Source organism: Rathayibacter sp. RFBD1, assembly GCF_002932915.1.
Classification (GTDB): domain Bacteria; phylum Actinomycetota; class Actinomycetes; order Actinomycetales; family Microbacteriaceae; genus Rathayibacter.
Genome location: NZ_PSWQ01000022.1, coordinates 40,875 through 59,884, shown reverse-complemented (window position 1 = coordinate 59,884; position 19,010 = coordinate 40,875). Strand labels below are relative to the sequence as shown.

The window sequence follows — 19,010 nt, the reverse complement described above, 5'->3', positions numbered from 1 at the left end:
CTCTCGCACTGACGTCCCCCGTGCCCGCCCCTCAGGGGCGAGCCGTTGCTCCTTCGGAGCCCGGTGGTCGTCGTGCGCCGACACCGACCCCTGGAGCACCGTGCCCTCCACTTCCCGCACCACCCCGCCCGCCGTCGTCCTCCACGACTGCACGTTCGCCTGGCCCGACGGCTCCGTCGTCCTCGACCGCGTGACCACTGCGTTCGGCCGCGGGCGCACCGGTCTCGTCGGCGCGAACGGCGCCGGCAAATCCACCCTCGTCCGCCTCGTCACCGGCGGCCTCTCCCCCACCGCCGGGAGCGTCTCGACGACGGGACCCGTCGACCTGCTGCCCCAGCGCCTCCGGCGAGGGCCCGACGACACCGTCGCCGATCTCCTCGGGATCCGGCAGCGCCTGGACGCTCTGCACGCGATCCTCCGCGGCGACGCGGATCCGAGGCACTTCGAGGTGCTCGCGGACGACTGGGACCTCGAGGCCCGGGCGCTCGCCGCACTCGGCGACGCCGGTCTCGACCTGGAGGAGGCGGACCTGCTGCGGCCGGTCGCGACCCTCTCCGGAGGGCAGGCCGTCCTCACGGCCGTGACCGGCGTCCGGCTGCGCGGCCGGCCGATCGCCGTGCTCGACGAGCCGACGAACGACCTCGACCGGCGCTCCCGAGGGCTTCTGCTCGACCTGGTCGACCGGTGGCGCGGGACGCTCGTGCTCGTCAGCCACGACCGGGAGCTGCTCGAGCACGTCGACGAGATCGCGGAGCTGCGCGACGGGGCCGTCCGCACCTCCGGCGGGACGTTCTCGGCGTTCGAGGAGCGGCTCGCCCTCGAGCAGGCGGCCGCGGAGCGCGATCTGCGCGACGCCGACCGGCTTCTCCGCGCCGAGCGGCGGCAGCGCATCGAGGCCGAGACGACCATCGCCCGTCGGGCGCGGGCGGGGGCGCGATCGGCGGAGTCGATGCCCGCGATCCTCGCGAACGCGCGGAGAGGACGCGCCGAGGCGACCGCGGGACGGCTGCGCTCCGGGCACGGGGCCGCGGAGGCGCGGGCGCGCGAGCAGGTCGACGCCGCGTCGCGGGCAGTCCGGGACGACGACCGGGTCCGCCTCGACCTGCCGGACCCCGGGGTCGCGGCCGGGCGCCGTCTGGCGGAGGTGACGGTGCGCGGCCGGACGACGGTGCTCCAGGGGCCGGAGCGGATCGCCGTGGTCGGCGCGAACGGGACGGGGAAGACCACCCTGCTCGAGCACCTCGTCGGGGCGCCGGGTGCGCGGGAGCATCCGCTCGCCGGCACCACGGCCCGAGCGCTGACGGAGCGGGTCGGCTGGCTCCCCCAGCGCCGCGAGGGACTCCTCGACGAGGAGGCCACCGTGCGGGAGCACGTCTCCCGGGCCGCGCCGGATCGTCCGGCGGTCGAGCTGCGGAACGCCCTCGCGCGGCTCCTGGTGCGCGGCGACGTGGTCGATCGGAGGATCGCGTCGCTCTCGGGCGGCGAGCGGTTCCGCGTCGCGCTCGCCGGGCTCGTGCTGGCGCAGCCCGCTCCGCAGCTGCTCGTGCTCGACGAGCCGACGAACGACCTCGATCTCGCCACGACCGACCACCTCGTCGACGTTCTCGCCGCCTGGCGGGGCGGCCTGGTCGTCGTCAGCCACGACGAGGCGTTCCTCGACCGGCTCGGACTCCACTCCCGAGTGGTGCTCGACGCGGAGTGACGGCTGGTCCCCCGGCCCCCGGCGGTTCTGGCCTCGACCGGGCCCCTGCCGCCGGGGAGACTGGCCGGGCCCCTCCCGCCCCCAGCGAACGGACCGACGTGCTCACCGGACTCAGCGCCTTCCCCCTCACACCGCTCCGCGACGACAGCATCGACGAGCGGTCGTTCGCCGCTCTCGTCGAGCGGCTCGCGCGGGCGGGAGTCGACTCGATCGGCGCCCTGGGCTCGACCGGCTCGGCTCCGTACCTGGACCGCGGCGAGCGCCGGCGCGCCGCCGAGATCGCCGTCCGCAGCGCCGGCCCGGTGCCGGTCGTGGTCGGGATCGGGGCGCTGCGCACCTCGCAGGTGCTGGCGCTCGCCGAGGACGCGCAGAGCGCCGGGGCGAGCGCGGTGCTCCTGGCGCCGCTCGGCTACCAGCCGCTGACGGACGAGGACGTGCTCGGGCTCTACGAGGACGTGACGGCTCAGCTCTCGGTGCCGCTCGTCGTGTACGACAACCCCGGGACGACGCGCTTCTCCTTCTCCGACGACCTCTACGGGGCCGTCGCCCGGCTGCCGCAGGTCGCCTCCCTCAAGATCCCCGGCGTGCCGGAGGGACCGGGCGCCGCGGCGGCGCGCGTCAGCGAGATCCGGGCGCGGGTGCCGGAGGGGGTCACTGTCGGGGTCTCGGGGGACGCCGCGGGTGCGCGCGGGCTGCTCGGCGGCTGCGACGCCTGGTACTCGGTGATCGGCGGCATCTTCCCGCGGACGGCGCTGTCGATCGCCCGGGCGGCGCAGTCGGGCGACGACGCGGCGGCGATCGCGGGATCGGCGCGCCTGCAGCCCGTCTGGGACCTCTTCTCGGAGCACGGCGGCAGCTACCGCGTGGTCGCGGCGATGGCGGAGCAGCTCGGTCTCGCCGAGGCGCGCTGCCTCCCGCGTCCGGTCCGCGGGCTGGATGCACGGGCGCGGGCCCGGGTCGCGGAGGTCTTGGCGGAGCTGGGGCCTGTGCTGGAGTGATCCGCGGGCGGGTCGGCGGGAGGACAGGTCGGACGGCGTGGTCGTTCCGGACCGCTGGCGAGCGCGAGGAAGCCGGGAGCCTTCACACCGGGGGGCCGGACCGGTGTGGGGAAGTGCTCCCGAACGGAGCGAAAGGGTCGGAATCGGCGGGGCGGGCGATCAGGAACGGGCCTCTCCTTCGCTTCCGGAGCGCCTCGATCCGCCGCCGATGCGGTCGCCGAGCCGCCGACCGTTCCGCCCCTGCGGCGTCGTCCCTCCGCCGTCCCGCGACTGGCGCGCATCGACGGGTCGTCCGGCCGGTCCTCCGGCTAGCGTTGTGGGCACACCCCCCGCCGACCCGGACCGCTCCGCCGACCTCGTCGGCCCGCGGTCCCTGCACGAGGAGCTTCCGTGTCCCCCGACGATTCCGCAGGACCCCCCTCTCGAACTCCCGGCCTCCGGCGGCGCACCGTCGTCGGCGGCGCCCTCACGGGTGCTCTCGCTCTGGGCGCGGCGACGCTCCCGGCCGCCTCCGCCTCCGCCTCCCCCGTGCCCGGCCTGCCCGGGGAGAAGACCCGCACGATCAACGTGAGGACGAAGAACCGCGGCGTGCTCTACGACGTCCTCACGGTCTCGATCGCGGGTGACCTCGCGCGGATCTTCGTGCCGCAGACGGTGAAGCCGCGGCAGGCCGCGGCGGTACCGGTGATCTGGTTCATCCACTCCGCGCAGGCCGACCACACCTCGCTGTCCAGCGTCTTCGCGTACCCGGCCGAGCTCGCCGTCGAGCGGGGCGCCATCGCGATCTGCCAGACGCTCGGCGGAACGATCTGGACCAACGACACCGCGCAGAAGCACCAGCGGAACGGCTACGCCTACCTCTCCGGCCAGTTCCCGATCGCCGCGAGCTACCTCTGGGCGATGTCGGCCGGCGGTGCGCTCGCCTGCGAGGACTACGGCGCGCGGGTCTTCCCCGGCATCAACGGCGTCTACCTGGTCAACGGCGTCTACGACCTCCGCGACACCCACGACCGCACGACGCGGGGCCGCTTCTCGATCGGCGGTGCCTTCGGCGGCAGCACCGCTCAGATCGACTCCCACAACCCGAAGCGGCTGCCCGCCTCCGCCTGGGCCGGCGCGAACATCCGCGCGGTGGTGTCCGACACGGCCCACCCGGACCCGAGCGTGCCGCCGGCACTGCACGGGCTCGCCCTCGTGAAGAAGGCGACGGCCACGGCCAGGGAGGCGACCGTCCGGACGCACGCGCTCGGCCACAACGCACCGTCGTGGGTGAACCAGGACGGCATCGACGCGATCTTCCGCTGGCACGCCGGGCTGGCCGCCGCGCCGGCGCCGTCGGCGACGCCGACCCCGACGAAGACCCCCGTCGTCCGCCCGTCCACCGCGGGCCGCTGGGACTTCGACCAGGCGGACGCCCCGTACGCGGGAGAGCCGGGGTCTCCGTTCCGACCCCGCTGAGCGGTCCGGACGCGACGGCGTCCCTCGGGAAGCGCTGACCGTCACATGCGCTCGGCGCGGCGATCGGCGCAGCTGCGCGGGCCCGCCGCGGGACCGGGCGAGCACCCCTCCGCGGAGCTTCGCAGCGCCCTCTTCCGGACAGGGCCGCTAGAGGACATTGTCAGCGGCGGGACGGCCGTGCCACGGTTCGAGGACGGCCGATGGGGGCCGTCCCGATCGAAGGCAGCACATGCGCTCCAGCACCGTCCCTCGTCCGCCCGCCGTCGAGGACGGCACGTCGCAGCCGCGGGATCCAGGAGCGGCGCGGCGGCTCCGGCGGGGCCTGCTCGGGTTGACCGCGGCCGTCGCGCTCCTCGTCGGCACCGCCGTTCCTCTCGCGGCGGTCGCCGCTCCGTCCGCCCCTGTCCTCGGGGTGGCGGCCTGGGGAAGCGGCACCGACGGGAAGACCACGGTCCCGGCCGGGGTCGAGGGCGTCCTCTCCCTCGCCGCGGGCCGGACCCACAGCCTCGCCGCGAACGGCGACGGCGGGGTCGTCGCCTGGGGCCGCGGGTCGTACGGGCAGACCAGCGTCCCCGACGGTCTCACGGGGGTCGTCGCGGTCTCCGCCGGCGACTACAGCAGCCATGCGCTGAAGAGCGACGGGACCGTCGTCTCCTGGGGCTACGACGGCGACGGGCAGGTGTCGAGGAGTGCCGCGCTGACCGGGATCGTCGCGATCTCGTCCTCCCGCGACAACAGCCTCGCGCTCGGCAACGACGGCACCGTCACGTCGTGGGGCAGCAACGGGCTGGGCGAGGGCCTGGTCCCGGCCGGCCTCGGAGGCGTCACGGCCATCGCCGCGGGCCGGCGCCACAGCCTCGCCGTGTCCGGCGGGAGGGTGGTCGCCTGGGGCTGGGACCTCTACGGGCAGACCGACGTCCCCGCGGGGCTCGAGGGCGTGGTGGCCGTCGCGGCGGGAGAGACCCACAGCCTCGCGCTGAAGGAGGACGGCACCGTCGTCGCCTGGGGCGCGAGCTCCGACTCGGTCGTCGTCGACTACGGCCAGACCACGGTGCCGGAAGGCCTGTCCGGGGTCGTGGCGATCGCCGCCGCGTCCGACTACAGCCTCGCGCTGAAGGGCGACGGCACGATCGTCGGCTGGGGCCGGAGCTCGGCCGGGCAGCTGCAGTCCCCCGCCGGCCTCGCCGGCACGACGGCTCTCGCAGCCGGACCCGATCACGTGCTCGCCCGGGGCCCGCGTCCGGTCCTGACGGCGGATGCTCCTCCCGCGTCCGGGCCGCTCGGAGCGGCCGCCTCGTACACCTTCGCGGCCGACCGCCCCGCCTTGTTCGCGGTCGCCTCCGGCTCCCTCCCCGACGGCCTGACCCTCAGCGCGTCCGGGCTCCTCTCCGGCACGCCGACGACCGCGGGGACGTCCACCTTCGCCGTCTCCGCGCGGAACCCCTTCGGCGCCACCGTCGGGGCCTCGCACACGTTCGCCGTGGCGGAGACGACGGTCGCGCCGACCCTGGCCGGCGACCCGCCCGCCGCGACGGTGGGCACCTCGTACGACTTCGACTACAGCGTGACGGGCACACCGGCGCCGACGGTCTCGCTCGTCTCCGGAACGCTCCCCGCCGGCCTGAGCCTCGATGATCGTGGCGGCCTGACCGGGACGCCGACGACCGCCGGCCGCTCCACCTTCACCCTGCGGGCTCAAAACGCTGCGGGGAGCGCGGAGACCACCAGCACCGTCGTCGTCTCCCCCGCCGCCGCTGCACCGGCGATCTCCGGCACCCCCGGGCCGGGCGTCGTCGGCACCCCCTACGACTTCGGCTACACCGTCTCGGGCTTCCCCGCGCCGTCGGTGGCCGTCTCCTCCGGTGCGCTCCCGTCCGGCCTCACCCTGACTCCGGCCGGGCGCCTGACCGGGACTCCGTCCGCGCCGGGCACCTTCACGTTCACGCTGGCGGCCCGCGCCGGCACCGCCTCCGCGGAGACCACCAGCACCGTCACCGTCTCGTCGCCGACGGTCGCGCCGACCCTCTCCGGGACGGTCGCGGCCGGCGTCGTCGGCTCGGCCTACGACTTCCGCTACGCGGTGAGCGGCACGCCCGCTCCGTCGGTCTCCCTGGTCTCCGGCGCACTGCCCGCCGGGCTCACCCTCGACGCGACCGGGCGCCTCTCCGGGACGCCGACCACGGCCGGGACCACCACCTTCAGCATCCAGGCCGCGAACTCGGCGGGCACGGCTCGGGCGACGAGCACGCTGACGGTCTCGCCGAAGCAGGTCGCGACGAAGGCCGATCTGCGCGTCGACCTCTCCGGGCCGGCCTCGGCGGTGAAGGGGAGGACGCTCACCTACACCCTCATCACGACGAACGCCGGTCCGGCTGCGTCGGCGTCGGTCGTCTCGCAGGTCGTCCTGCCCGCGGGTGTGCAGTTCGTCTCTGCGACCGGCTCGTACACCAGGGTCGGGAACGTCGTGGTGTTCCAGCGGGCCGGCCTGGCGGACGGGCGGACCGTGTCGGAGAAGATCACGGTGAGGGCGGCCGTCTCGGGCACGGCGACCGCGCTGGCGGCGGCGTTCTCGACGAAGACGCCCGACCCGTCCATCCGCAGCAACGCGGACACGGCGAGCACGACGATCCGCTGACCGCGGGAGCGTGACGGCGGGCGGTCCCTCGCGGGCCGCCCGCCGTTCTCGATGCGGGAGCGTCGAGGTCCGCCGCGTCCGCGCCTCGTCTTCGACCGCTAGCCGGCCCGAGGGCGGTAGAAGCGCACGACCGGGAGGGCAGCCGTCGGAGCCTCGCGCACGACGATCTCGAGGCGCTGGATCAGGGCCGGGACGGTCGGCGTGGTCTCGAGCCGGCACTCGAGCTCTCCGTCGCGGCCCGGCAGGAGGAAGGCCGCCTGCGCCGCGGAGGCGCTCCAGAGCAGCCGCTCCACCAGCGGCCTCGCGGTCGGGTCCTCGGCGAGCCCGCCGATCTCCGCGATCGCCGTGGCGAGGCGGCGGGCGCGCACGTCGGCCGGCACATCGCTCAGCAGGTTGGGGCTGAACAGGGCGCCGCTGCCCGGCTCCCCCGCCCGGGTGAGGTCTCCCGCGACGATCGCGGCCTCGACGGCGGCGGCCGCGGCGAGCGTCGACGGGAGGAGGGTGATGGTCCGCGCCGGAGGAGCGGTGTCCTCGAGGGCGGCGCGGAGCAGTCCCGTCGCGGCGGCGGCGAGCTTCGCCCCGTTCGCGGTCGCGAAGACCACGGCCCCCAGGCCCGACTCCAGATGCCACCGCATGTTCGACGACCAGCCCGGCAGGCCGCCGGAGTGGTGGGCGATCCCGCCGAAGCGGACGTCGTGCTCGACGACGAGGCCGAACCCGTAGGCGGAGCCGTCGAGCGTGCTCTCGACGGCGCGAGGGCTCAGCGCGGGGACCGGCGTCCAGCCGCGCTGCATCTCGCGGCGGGACCCGCGGCTCAGCACCGGGTCGTCGTCCGCGCCGTCCTCGCCCTCGAACGCGGAGGAGAGCCAGCCGCTCCAGCGGGCGATGTCGCCGACCGCGCTGAACATGCTCGCGGCGCAGGCGCCCGCTCCGGTGCCGGTGACGGGGCGGGGCACCCAGGTCGCTCCGTCGTCGAAGGTGCTGAAGCCGGCCGCCAGATCCGTGCCGTCAGGGTAGTCGCCGCTGTCGTAGCGGGTGTCGTGGAGGCCGAGCGGCTCGAGGATCGTCCGCGTCGCGAAGGACGGGAAGTCCTCCCCGGTCACGTTCTCGACGAGCACGCCGAGCAGCCAGAAGCCGATGTTGGAGTACTGGTAGACCTCACCCGGCCGCTCCGTGAAGGTCAGCCCGCGGCGGACGACCTCGAGGAACTCCTCCCGCGTCAGAGCCATGACGTCGTCGGCCCAGCCGTTGTCCTCCGGGAGCCCCGAGCAGTTGCTGAGGAGCATCCTGACCGTCACGGGCAGCGGCCGGCCCGCGGAGTCGAGCGGGTCGGTGAACTCCGGCACGTGGTCGGCGACGCGGTCGTCGAGGCGGAGCAGCCCGCGGTCGCGCAGGATCAGCACCGCCGCCGCCTCGAAGCTCTTCGACATGGAGGCGATGCGGTGCACGGTCCCGGGCCCGGGAGCGGCCCCGTCGAGGCGGTGCTCGCCGCGGCCGTGGTGGACGAGGAGCCCGCTGCGGTCGAACAGGGCCCAGCTCAGCGAGGGGGCCGGCGGCGCCTCCTCGTCGAACCACCGGGCCAGCCGGTCCTGGAGCGGCGGGGAGAGGAGCGTCGGCCGAGGGAGCGTCATGCCCTCATCCTCCCGCACGCGGCACAGGCCGCCGCGGTCCCGCGGGTCGCCGCGGAAGGACGCCGTCCGGGCGCAGCCAGTCCGGGCGGCTCCGCTCGACCGCGTCCAGGACGTCCTCCTGCGTGCGGTCGCCGATCTCCGCGGCGACGATGATCCGGTCGTCGACGGGAGCGGAGGGGCCCGCCGTGCATCCGGCGAGCATCCCGATCAGCAGCACTCCCCCGGCGATGCGCCCCCTCGAACCCGTCCGCCCACCGTCGAGCGTCGCGGCGACGGCCGCTCCCGCGGGCGGACGGGTCCCGTCGAGAGCCCGGAGCGACCGCCGGCACCTGCGAGCCGGACGAGCAACTTCTCAGGTCCTCTTGCGTGTCGCAGGCGCGGAACCTAGTTTTGTCGAACCGGTTCGAAGCACTGTTGCTCCGACCCCGGACCGACGCCCGCCGTCGTCCGGCCGGCTGTCCCCACAGAAAGTGACCAGCGTGACAACGATGTCCTCCCCGAGGCGCGGCACCCGCTCCCTCGCCCTCGCGCTGAGTGCCGCGACACTCGCCGCCCTCGCCGTCGCTCTCCCGAGCGCCGAGTCGGCCTCCGCGGCCGACACCTCCGTCCCCGCCGACGCGCTCATCCTCCAGTACGACTTCGAGCAGGGGCAGGTGTCCGGATCCACGGTCGCCGACCTCTCGTCGAAGAAGCTCGACGGCACCGTCGTCAACAGCGCGAGAGCGACGTACGTCGCGGGTCGGAAGGCCGGTACGACCGCGATCGACCTTCCCGGGGGCGCGGCGGACTCGACCTCCGCGCCGTACCTGACCGTGCCGAACGGGCTCTTCCAGGGCGTGACGCAGACCACCGTCTCCGCCTGGACGAAGTGGTCCGGCACCGGAGGCTTCCAGTGGCTGTGGTGCCTGGGCATCAGCCCCGACGCCGCGTCGGCCTTCGCTCCGTCGTTCGACGGCGGCAGCGCCCGCGCGATCATCAAGCAGCTGAAGGACGGCGGCGAGACCGGGGTCTCCAGCTCCTCGCCGCTGCAGAAGGACCAGTGGGTCAACGTCACCGCGACGATGGACGGCACGACCGTGACCCTGTACCTCAACGGTCTGCAGGTCGCGACGGCTCCCGCCTCCGTCGACCTCGCGAAGCAGCTCTACTCCGCCTCCGCCTCCAAGAGCGGCAACATCGGCCGGGCGCTCTGGAACGTGCACCCCTACTTCGACGGAGCGATCGACGACTTCCGCGTCTACAACCGGGCTCTGACCGCCGCTCAGGTCCGGGGTCTGGCGGGCGACGCCGCGCCGGCCGTCTCCGGCGTTCTCTCGACGAGCGTCGCGGTCACCACCGGCATCGGCGTCGCGCCGGCCCTGCCGGGGGTCCCCGCCACCTACTCCGACGGCGTGAACCGCGACGCCCCGGTCACCTGGGAGAGCGTCCCCGCCTCCGCGTACGCGAAGCGCGGCACCTTCACCGTGAAGGGCACCGTCACCGGCCTCGGCACCGCAGTCACGGCGACCGTCACGGTGCGCGCACTCGACGAGATGACCATCGACCTCGGCACGAGCACCGGGGAGTTCATGGGCGGCGCGTCCGGCACCCTCTACGGGGTCTACGGCGAGGGCCTCCCCTCCGACAACCTCCTCGAGGGGATCGACCTGCGCACTGTCTCGACCAAGGCGCAGGACGGGCCGCAGCATCCGGGCGCCGACGCGCTCAGCGTCGCGAAGGCCGTCGCCGACACCTCGGACGGCGACACCTACATCTACATGACGGACATCTACCGCGGCTTCCCCTACGAGTGGCCGGGCAGCACTCCCCAGGAGAAGCTGGCCGACTACCAGGCGAAGATCGCCACGCAGGTCGACCAGGTGCTCGCGCTCCCCGAGGAGTACCAGGACAACATCGTGTTCGTGCCGTTCAACGAGCCCGAGGGCAACATGTTCGGCAACGGGAAGTGGAGCTACGACGGGAAGAGCTGGCTGGAGGACCCGACCGCGTTCTTCGCGGCCTGGGACAGCACCTACGCGCTGATCCGCGACAGGATGCCCGACGCCCGCATCGCCGGACCGAACACCAGCGTCCTCTACGACCAGGTCCGCGGGTTCATGACCCACACGCTCGAGCAGGACACCGTCCCCGACGTGATGACCTGGCACGAGCTGAGCGCCCCGGGTGAGATCCGCACCAACGTCGACCGCTTCCGGGCCTGGGAGGACGAGCTGTACGCGGGCACGTCCTACGCCGGGAAGCACCTGCCGGTGAACCTCAACGAGTACGCCTTCAACTACCACACCTCCGTGCCCGGCCAGATGGTCCAGTGGATCAGCGCGCTCGAGGACAAGAAGGTCGACGGCGACATCGCCTACTGGAACATCGACGGCAACCTCTCCGACTCCGCGGTGCAGGCCAACCGCGCCAACGGCCAGTGGTGGCTCCTCAACGCCTACGCCTCGATGACCGGCGACACCGTCGCGGTCACACCGCCCAAGCCCGGCCAGAGCTACACCCTCCAGGGCGTCGCGACCCTCGACACCGCGGCCAAGCAGGCGAGAGCCCTCTTCGGAGGCGTCGGCGGCTCGCAGAAGGTCGCGTTCGAGCGCATCCCGGCCGCCACCTTCGGCTCGAAGGTCCACGTGGAGGTCAGCGAGATCCGCTGGACCGGCCAGGTCGGCGACTCGGGAGCCCCGCAGACGGTGAAGGAGTTCGACGCGTCCGTCGTGGACGGCGCCCTCTCGCTCGACTTCGGCGGATCCCTCCCCGCACTCGACGTCGACTCCGCCTACGAGGTCGTCCTGACCCCGGGCGCCAACGCGTCGTCGCCGTCCGCCTCGCCCGTCGACTTCCGCCAGAAGTACGAGGCCGAGGACGCCCGCTACACCGGATCGCGGAATCTCAACGGACCCGAGGGCTCGCCGACCAACGTCGGCGGCTTCTACACCTCGGGCGGACGCAACGTCGGCGGGATCCGCACCGGCGGCGACCTGAAGCTCGACTTCGCGGTCACCGTCCCGAAGGACGGCGAGTACGACCTCAGCGTCTTCGCCAACTCCCTCAACACCTACGCCGCCAACGCCCAGCAGGGTCCGATCAACGCGTTCCTGAGCGTCGACGGCGCTGCGGAGCAGGAGATCCTCCTTCCGCTGGCCTACAAGTTCGTGGTCTGGGACCACGCGGACACGAAGGTGACGCTGACCGCCGGCACCCACACGATCTCGCTCGCCGCGAAGAACCTCGCCGGCACGAAGTCGACCGTGGGCGACGCGATCGTCGACAAGATCGAGCTCTCCCTCCCCAGCGCGGCCGCCGCGACCTCGATCCACGAGGCCGAGACCGGCACGCTCGAGAACGGAGCGACGGCCGACTACTCCCGCGCCGGCGTCTCCGGCTCGGGCACGGCGACGCTCACCAGCGGCGCCTCCACCACCGTCTGGGGCTACTCCGCGAAGGACGCGCCGTCCTCCGTGACGGTGGACACCCTGGGCGGCGGCACCGGCGACCTCTACGTCAACGACGTGAAGGTCGGGCCGGTGGGCGCGAGCTCGACCCGCCAGGTCTTCCTCTCGGGCGGCGTGAACAAGATCGAGGTCGTCGGCACGAGCGGCACGCTCCTCGTCGATCGGATCGTCGTCGGAGCGAGCGCGAACCCGCCCGCGACGACGAGCTACGAGGCGGAGGCGGCCACGATCACCGGCCCCGCCACGGTCCGCGACCTGTCCTTCGCGTCGGGCGGCAAGGCCGTCGGGAACATCGGCGGCGGACGCGACGGCGACTCGACCCTGACCTTCGGCGACGTGAAGGCCGAGCAGGACGGGACCTACGCGCTCACGCTGCGCTACTCCAACGAGGAGCAGTCCCCCGCGACGCACTACAACCCCGACCCGCTCGCCCGCCACGCGGACATCACGGTCAACGGAGTGACGCAGCGCGTGCTCTTCCCGCACACGTTCCACCAGAACCAGCTGTGGGACCTGAGCGTGCCGGTCACGCTCAGGAAGGGCTCGAACACCATCGCGATCACCTCGAAGGAGCTCCCGGGGTTCGACGGGACGACCTACCTCTCCGACACCTTCCCCGGCGTCCTGCTCACCTCGCAGTACGCGCCCAACATCGACAGGATCTCGGTCACGCCCTTCGTCGGGCGGACCACGAGCCTGACGGTGACCGGCACGGCGGCCTCGCGCTGCACCGCGGGGAAGGTCACGATCACGGGGACGGCGACCAACACCAGCGCGGTCGCCGCTGACATCACGATCGGCTCGGCCTGGGGCACGAAGACCTTCACCGGGGTCGCTCCCGGCAAGACGGTCTCGGCCGCCTTCAGCACCCGCGCTGCGAGCGTCGGAGCCGGCGCTCTCGACGTGCGGATCGCGGGGACGGTCGACGGCGCTGCCGCGAGCGGATCCACGGCACCGGCCTACGGTGCGGCGCGCTGCGGCTGATCCGTCCAGAACGCCCTCTACGCGGCCGGGCACCTCGTGCGCCCGGCCGCGTCGGCGTGTCGTCGGGACCGGACGGGCCGCGACGGCGACGAGCGCGCCGTGGACGAGCAGAGCGCCGGAGCCGCAGCGTCCGGTCCTCGGGCCGCGGACGCGGCGCCCGAGTTGCGTGCGCCGCGCCGCACTGCCACTCTCGACACGGTTCGAGCGGGGGTGGAGATGGCCACGATCGGAGACGTCGCGAAAGCGGCAGGGGTCTCGCGCAGCACGGTGTCGTACGTCCTCTCCGGCAAGCGCAGCATCTCCCCCGAGACGCGCAAGCGCATCGAGGACGCGATCGCCGAGCTCGACTTCACGGTCAACGCCGGAGCACGGGCGCTCGCGACGCGCCGCACCATGGCGCTGGGCCTGCTCGTCCACTTCGACCCGGACGAGTTCGCGCCCGCGATGGTCGAGTACGTGCTCCCCATCACGGCCCGCGCCCGCGAGCTCGGCTACGACGTGCTGCTGGCCACCGAGGCCGACGGGGCGGCTGCCGTCCGCCGGCTCACGCGCTCCGGCCAGGTCGACGGACTGATCCTCCTGAGCGTCGCGGACGACGACGACCGGCTGCCCGTCCTGCGCGCCTCGCGGCGGCCCGGTGCCGCCCTCGGCGTGCCCGCGGACGCCTCCGGGGTGGACGTCTTCGACCTCGACTTCGGCGACGCGGCCCGCCTGCTGATCGAGCACCTGGGCGCCCTCGGGCATCGGAGCATCGGTCTCGTCACCCCTCCTGAGCGCGTCTTCGACCGCGGAGGGACCTACGGGCTCCGGTTCCGCGAGTCGGCTCTCGAGACCGCCGGTCGGCTCGGGATCGAGCTGGTGGTGCGCCCGGCCGCCACCGCCGCCGACGCCGTCGAGCCGATGGTCACGGCGTTCCTCGACGACAACCCCGGCCTCACGGCGCTGGTCGTCCACAGCGACCGGACCATCGCGATGCTCCCCGCGATCCTGGGCCGACGCGCTGTCGCCGTGCCCGGGCAGCTGTCCGTCGTGAGCCTGTACTCGGCCGAGTTCGCCCGCGACTTCTCGCTCCCCTACAGCTACGTCGAGACGGGTGCCGCCGAGCTCGGCGCGCACCTGGTCGACACGCTCGTCGAGCGGATCGAGCAGCCGTCCCGCGGCGAGGAGCCGTCGATCCGCCTCCTGCCCGCGCGTCTCGTCGACCGCGGGAGCGCCCGCGCGGTCTGAGGACCGCTCCAGAGCCCCCGAGGCCCGGTCAGAAGCGCGAGGCGACCTCGTAGAGGACCTCGTCGTCGCCCGCGTAGACGCCGTCGCGCCGCGGCCAGTGCGCGATCACGTCCGTGAAGCCGAGCTCCTCCGCCCGGCCGGCCATGTCCTCGAACCGGGCGACGCTCTCGAGGGAGTAGTCGCTCCCGGAGTCGAGCGAGAGGTGGCGCTCGACGGTGCGCGGGTCGCGCCCGGCCGCCTCGAGCGCCGCGTCGAGCCGCCGGGAGAGGGACCCGACCGCCCGCCACCACTCCTCGCTCGACACTCCCTCCGGGCCGGTGGTGACCCAGCCCTGCCCGCGCTCGGCGACGAGCGCGAGGCCCTTCGGCCCGTTGGCGGCGAGGACGAACGGGACGCGGGGGCGCTGCACGGGCTCGCCCACCATGCGCGCCGAGCGGGCGGTGAACCACTCCCCCTCGAGGTCCACGCCGCCCGAGCCGGGCTCCTCGAAGCGCAGCAGCGCGTCGAGGGCCGTGACGAACTCGGTGAAGCGCTCGTGCCGCTGCCGGGGCGAGTAGTCGGGCTGCCCGAGCACGCGCGCGTCGAAGCCCGTGCCGCCCGAGCCGACCCCGAGGATGGTCCGACCGCCCGAGATCTCGTCCAGCGTCCCGATCTCCTTCGCGAACGGCACCGGGTGGCGGAAGTTCGGGGAGGCCACGAACGTGCCCAGGCGGAGCGTCTCGGTCACCATCGCGGCAGCGGTGAGGGTGGGGACGGTCGCGTGCCACGGCTGGTCGGCGAGGGAGCGCCAGGAGAGGTGGTCGTAGGTCCACGCGTGGTCGAAGCCCAGGCCCTCGGCCGACTGCCACTTCCGGCGGGCCTCGGCCCACGGGTCCTGCGGGAGGATGACGATGCCGTGTCGCATCGTCCGAGTGTACGAGCGCCGTCGGGTCAGAGCGCGGCGGGCGGCACCGGGGGCGGATCGGGCACCTCGTCCACGACCGAGCGCGGGACCATCAGGGTCGGCATCCGCACGCGCAGGCGCAGCGGTTCCCGCTCCGACGCGCCGAGCAGCTCGCGGGCGGCGCTCCGCACCTGCCGGGCGAGCGCCGGGTGCACGGCCCCCGGATCCTCGAACGCGGCGACCAGCTCGCGCAGCACTCGGGTGGTGCTCCGCGGGTCGCCCTCCTGCCTGGGCATCGGATCGGCCCCTCACTCTCGGCACGGCCGTCAGGGTCTCGGCGGTGCAGCGGATGTCTCGCGCCGACGGTAGGGCCGGGGACGGCGCCGTGGCACTGAGGTTGACAACGGGAGGTCCCGGCGGATCGCGGTGCGCGGGGTGCGATCCGCGGCGAGGGGGGCCCTGGCGTGGATCGACGGCCGCCGCCAGGAGAGCTTCATTCCACGACCGCGTCCGTCCGGTCGCGGCTACTCTCGGGGCGTGATCACGACGACGGAGCGGGTGGACGACTGGATCGAGGGCTGGTGCCGTGCACGCGGCGTGCAGCGCGTCCGCGAGGACGGAGCATGGCTGGTCGATGTCGGAGCGGAGTCGCGCACGCGGGAGCGGATCCTGGTCGATCCGTCGCCCTCCGCGCTGCAGGCGGGTGCCGAGCGGACGGCCGGTCCCCGGGAGTGGCTGACGGTCATCGGCCGGGGCGACGACGCCCGCCTCGCGCGCGCCGCCGGGCTGGAGCTCGTCGCGGGCGACGAGAGCCTGATGGCGGCGCTCCTCGGCCCCGGCCGCACCGCCGAGGGAGCCCTGCTCGAGGGAGCCGTGCTCGAGGCCGCCGACGGAGTGGCGAGCGTCCGGCTGCTGGTCGACGGAGTCGTCGCCGCTCAGGGCACCGCCGCCGTGCACGGGACGGTCGCGGTCCTGGACCGGATCGAGACCGATGCGCGGTTCCGCCGACGCGGGCTGGGACGGCGGGTCGTCGACGCCCTCACCGCCTGGGCCCGGTCCGAGGGCGCACGGAACGGTCTCCTCGTCGCCAGCACGGACGGCCGCGCCCTCTACCTCACCCTCGGCTGGGAGGTGGTCGCGCCGGTGCGCATCTGGCGCAGGGCCGCACTCCGAGATCCGGGACAGGGCTGCGCGGCCGCCGGGCGATGAATTCCCGATCCGCCCCTCCGGAAGCGCACGTCCGCGTGAGTGCGGAATCGCGCGCAGCGGACACAGGCGGCGGAGAACGGCGGAGCAGCAGTGGAGCGGCCGCCCGCAGATCCGAACTCAGCCGATAAAATCATCCTCGAAAGAGGGACACCGGCTATTGCTTACACGGCCTTGTCCGAGAAGCGGATCATCCGCTTCTCGGACTCGTGTCACCGCCCTCGTGTCGTCAGCCGAGTGCGCCCTTCTCGGCCGAGTAGAGCTGCTTCACCTGCTCCGCGGTCAGCGCCCGGTCCCACACCCGCAGTCGGGCGAGGGAGCCGGCGAAGCGGTTGATCATCGTGCCGTCCCGGCCGACCGCTCCGACCACGAAGTCGCCCGGAGCCGCGTTGAGGCCGTCGGGGTAGACGTAGGGGTTCTTGGCGTAGGTCGCGCCGAGCTTGTCCGTGTACACCGGGTACGCGGTGGCGGCGCCGTCGAGGTACGAGACCGCGACTGCGCCGTCGTACGTCCCGACGTGCAGCTGCCACACGCCGCGCGTGATCCGGCGGGGCTCCACCGAGTAGTCGCGCGAGTACGGGTAGCCGGGCGTCGGCCCGCCGAGCTTCGAGACGTGCATGCACACGCGCTCCCAGCCGCCGTACTCGGGGAGGTTGTTGAACAGCGCGTAGGAGCGCAGCGGCCCGACCGTCGACTCCTCCCAGACGCCCGCGATGCAGGCGCCGTCCGCGTCGGAGTTGAGCACCCACACCGCGATCGTCACCTGGCCGGTCGAGGCGCCCAGGTTGAGCGGGCCGACCTCGCCCTTGGGGACGACCAGGTGGTCCGTCGTCCCGTTGAGGGCGACTCCGGTGCCGAACGGCGTGGCGACGGCGCGGGCGGAGGAGCCCGCACCCTGCCGGAGCGCCGGAGCGCCCGCGACGGCCGAGGCGAAGGGGGCGGCGCTCTCGGCGAAGGACCACTCCGCGATCGGCGTGGGCACGGTGACCGTGGGGACCGGAGCGGCGTCGCCGACCACGAACGCGTCGAGGATCAGGTTGGTGCCGCTCGAGGAGGGATTGCGGCCGCTTCCGCGGCGGATGGTCACCGTGTGCGGCCCGGCCGCGAGCTGTCCGCTGCTCCAGACCGTCTGCTTTGATCGCGTCGCGGCGCTGTAGCGGTCGACGGACGCGACCTTGACTCCGTCGAGCTCGACGTCGTTGATGCCGGACGAGCCGGTGAGGCGGCTGATCCAGCTCACGCTGGTGCCCGTGAAGGCGAGGGTGGCGGAGGCGCCCGCGGTGGTCGAGTAGGCGATGCTGCCGCCGCTGTCCGTGCTCGCCTTCAGCGTCGACCACGTGCCGGTCGTGACGATCGGGGCGGCGCCGTTCTCGTAGGTGCCCGCTCCGGGCAGGGTCGTCGCCGGCGGAGGCGTCGCGTCGCCGACCACGAAGGAGTCGAGCAGCAGGTTGCTGCCGGTCGAGGCCGGATTGCGGCTGCTCCCCCGGCGGATCGTCAGCGTGTGCGGCCCGGCCGCGAGCTGTCCGCTGCTCCACACCGTCTGCTTCGAGCGGGTGGACGCGCTGTAGCGGTCGACGGAGGCGACCTTCACGCCGTCGAGCTCGACGTCGTTGATCCCGGAGGACGACGTGAGTCGGCTGATCCAGGCGATGCTCGTGCCGGTGAAGGCGAGCGTCGCGGAGGCGCCGGAGCTGGTCGAGTAGGCGATGCTCCCGCCGCTGTCCGCGGTGGCCTTCAGCGTCGTCCAGGTGCCGGTGGTGACGATCTGCGCGGCGCCGTTCTCGTAGGTGCCCGCGCCGGGCAGCGTGGACACGGGTGGCGTCTCGGGCTCGGGCTCCGTCTGCGGCACGGGGCCCTCGGCGATCCAGCGCTGGAAGGTGTCGAGCATCTCCTTGTTCGTGAAGCTCGGGACCTTGTGGCCGTCGGTGCCCTCCCCCGGGTGGGTGCGCAGCGTCGCCTCCTTCGCCAGGGGCAGGGCCGCGGCGTGCAGGGCGGCGCCGTGCAGGGCGAGCGGCACCATGACGTCGTCGGGAGATCCGGTGATCCTCAGCCGGGCGCCGCGCCACACCGACGCGGGCAGCCGCGCCGGGTTGGTGGCGGCGATCGCCGCCGCATCCGCGTACTCGGGGCCGATCTTGTCCGGCTCGCTCGCCGCGCGCTCCTCCATGTCGTAGGAGCTGCTGCAGAGGTACGCGCCCCGGATGTTCGGCACCATCCGCTTCCCGTAGGCCCAGGCCAGGAGCGGCCCGCCTCCGGAGTCGGAGCGCAGGAGGCTCGCGTCGATCCGCCACACCGACGAGGCCCAGGCGGCGACAGCGGCCTGGATCTCGATCGCCCGCGGGCTCGACCAGATGCTGCCGCCGTAGGTCGGGCAGATGCTGACGATGCCGCGGTCCACGGCGAGGTCGGCGGAGTAAGCGAACGCGCTCGAGAGCGCCGTGTGGGTGCCGTTGCGGGCGTGGTAGTACCAGAGCATCGATGCGCCCCTGGTCTGCGACGGAGGCGTCGCGTGCGGCACGAACAGGCGCGCCCGGTCCCCCGCGACGACGACGTCGATGATCTCGTAGCGCTTCCCGCCCGTCTTCGACGTGGCGGTGGACAGGCGCGAGACCTCGCCGGGCAGTCGGGGCACCGCGGTGAGGTCGCCGGCCGCGAGGGCCGGCGTCGCGAACGCGATCGCGCCCGCGCCGGCGACGGATCCGGCGAGGATCGTGCGGCGGGAGAGAGCGGAGAGGGCCTTGACGCCCGACCGGGAGCCGGTGCGGGAGGAGTCGGCGGAGTCGCCTACGGCAGTGTCCTGAGGAGTCACGGAAGAGAGAGCCTTTCCGATCGTCACCGTT

Annotated in this window: 12 protein-coding genes; 7 read left to right on the top strand and 5 right to left on the bottom strand. The window is 73.8% G+C overall.

Annotated features, from left to right (window positions below; translation table 11 throughout):
- The first annotated feature begins 100 nt into the window (after window positions 1–100).
- From C5D50_RS12415 to C5D50_RS12400, 4 genes are all read left to right on the top strand, one after another.
- On the top strand, window positions 101–1,702 hold the full coding sequence (locus tag C5D50_RS12415; RefSeq protein ID WP_104283643.1) for an ABC-F family ATP-binding cassette domain-containing protein: 1,602 nt from the start codon (window positions 101–103) through the stop codon (window positions 1,700–1,702).
- A gap of 98 nt (window positions 1,703–1,800) precedes the next feature.
- Complete coding sequence (locus C5D50_RS12410; protein WP_104283642.1) at window positions 1,801–2,700, top strand: dihydrodipicolinate synthase family protein; 900 nt, start codon at window positions 1,801–1,803, stop codon at window positions 2,698–2,700.
- Between the two features lie 390 nt (window positions 2,701–3,090).
- Entirely contained in the window at window positions 3,091–4,158 is a 1,068-nt protein-coding gene (locus C5D50_RS12405; RefSeq protein WP_104283641.1) for a hypothetical protein, read from the top strand.
- A 229-nt stretch (window positions 4,159–4,387) separates the two neighbouring features.
- A complete protein-coding gene (locus C5D50_RS12400; RefSeq protein ID WP_104283640.1) occupies window positions 4,388–6,793 on the top strand; it encodes a putative Ig domain-containing protein in 2,406 nt (801 codons plus the stop codon).
- A gap of 98 nt (window positions 6,794–6,891) precedes the next feature.
- Here C5D50_RS12400 and C5D50_RS12395 read toward each other — a convergent pair whose 3' ends face one another.
- Window positions 6,892–8,424 carry a serine hydrolase gene (locus tag C5D50_RS12395; protein WP_104283639.1) on the bottom strand — a complete coding sequence of 511 codons (1,533 nt, stop codon included), beginning with the start codon at window positions 8,422–8,424 and terminating at the stop codon, window positions 6,892–6,894.
- 4 nt (window positions 8,425–8,428) lie between these two features.
- A complete protein-coding gene (locus C5D50_RS12390) occupies window positions 8,429–8,641 on the bottom strand; it encodes a hypothetical protein (RefSeq protein ID WP_104283638.1) in 213 nt (70 codons plus the stop codon).
- Between the two features lie 271 nt (window positions 8,642–8,912).
- Here C5D50_RS12390 and C5D50_RS12385 point away from each other — a divergent pair, with 271 nt between their 5' ends.
- Window positions 8,913–12,854, top strand: a complete 3,942-nt coding sequence (locus C5D50_RS12385; RefSeq protein ID WP_104283637.1) for a LamG-like jellyroll fold domain-containing protein — start codon at window positions 8,913–8,915, stop codon at window positions 12,852–12,854.
- Between the two features lie 216 nt (window positions 12,855–13,070).
- On the top strand, window positions 13,071–14,081 hold the full coding sequence (locus C5D50_RS12380) for a LacI family DNA-binding transcriptional regulator (protein WP_104283645.1): 1,011 nt from the start codon (window positions 13,071–13,073) through the stop codon (window positions 14,079–14,081).
- A gap of 28 nt (window positions 14,082–14,109) precedes the next feature.
- Here C5D50_RS12380 and C5D50_RS12375 read toward each other — a convergent pair whose 3' ends face one another.
- Together C5D50_RS12375 and C5D50_RS12370 are read right to left on the bottom strand one after the other, a co-directional pair.
- A complete protein-coding gene (locus tag C5D50_RS12375) occupies window positions 14,110–14,985 on the bottom strand; it encodes an LLM class flavin-dependent oxidoreductase (protein WP_104283636.1) in 876 nt (291 codons plus the stop codon).
- Window positions 14,986–15,011: 26 nt separating this feature from the next.
- A complete protein-coding gene (locus tag C5D50_RS12370; RefSeq protein WP_146086930.1) occupies window positions 15,012–15,260 on the bottom strand; it encodes a hypothetical protein in 249 nt (82 codons plus the stop codon).
- A 241-nt stretch (window positions 15,261–15,501) separates the two neighbouring features.
- Between C5D50_RS12370 and C5D50_RS16720 the strand changes: the two genes are divergently transcribed.
- On the top strand, window positions 15,502–16,173 hold the full coding sequence (locus C5D50_RS16720) for a GNAT family N-acetyltransferase (protein ID WP_219814718.1): 672 nt from the start codon (window positions 15,502–15,504) through the stop codon (window positions 16,171–16,173).
- Window positions 16,174–16,399: 226 nt separating this feature from the next.
- Here C5D50_RS16720 and C5D50_RS12360 read toward each other — a convergent pair whose 3' ends face one another.
- Window positions 16,400–18,979 (bottom strand): LamG-like jellyroll fold domain-containing protein, encoded by a 2,580-nt coding sequence (locus C5D50_RS12360; RefSeq protein WP_104283635.1) that lies wholly within the window; start codon window positions 18,977–18,979, stop codon window positions 16,400–16,402.
- Window positions 18,980–19,010 lie beyond the last annotated feature (31 nt).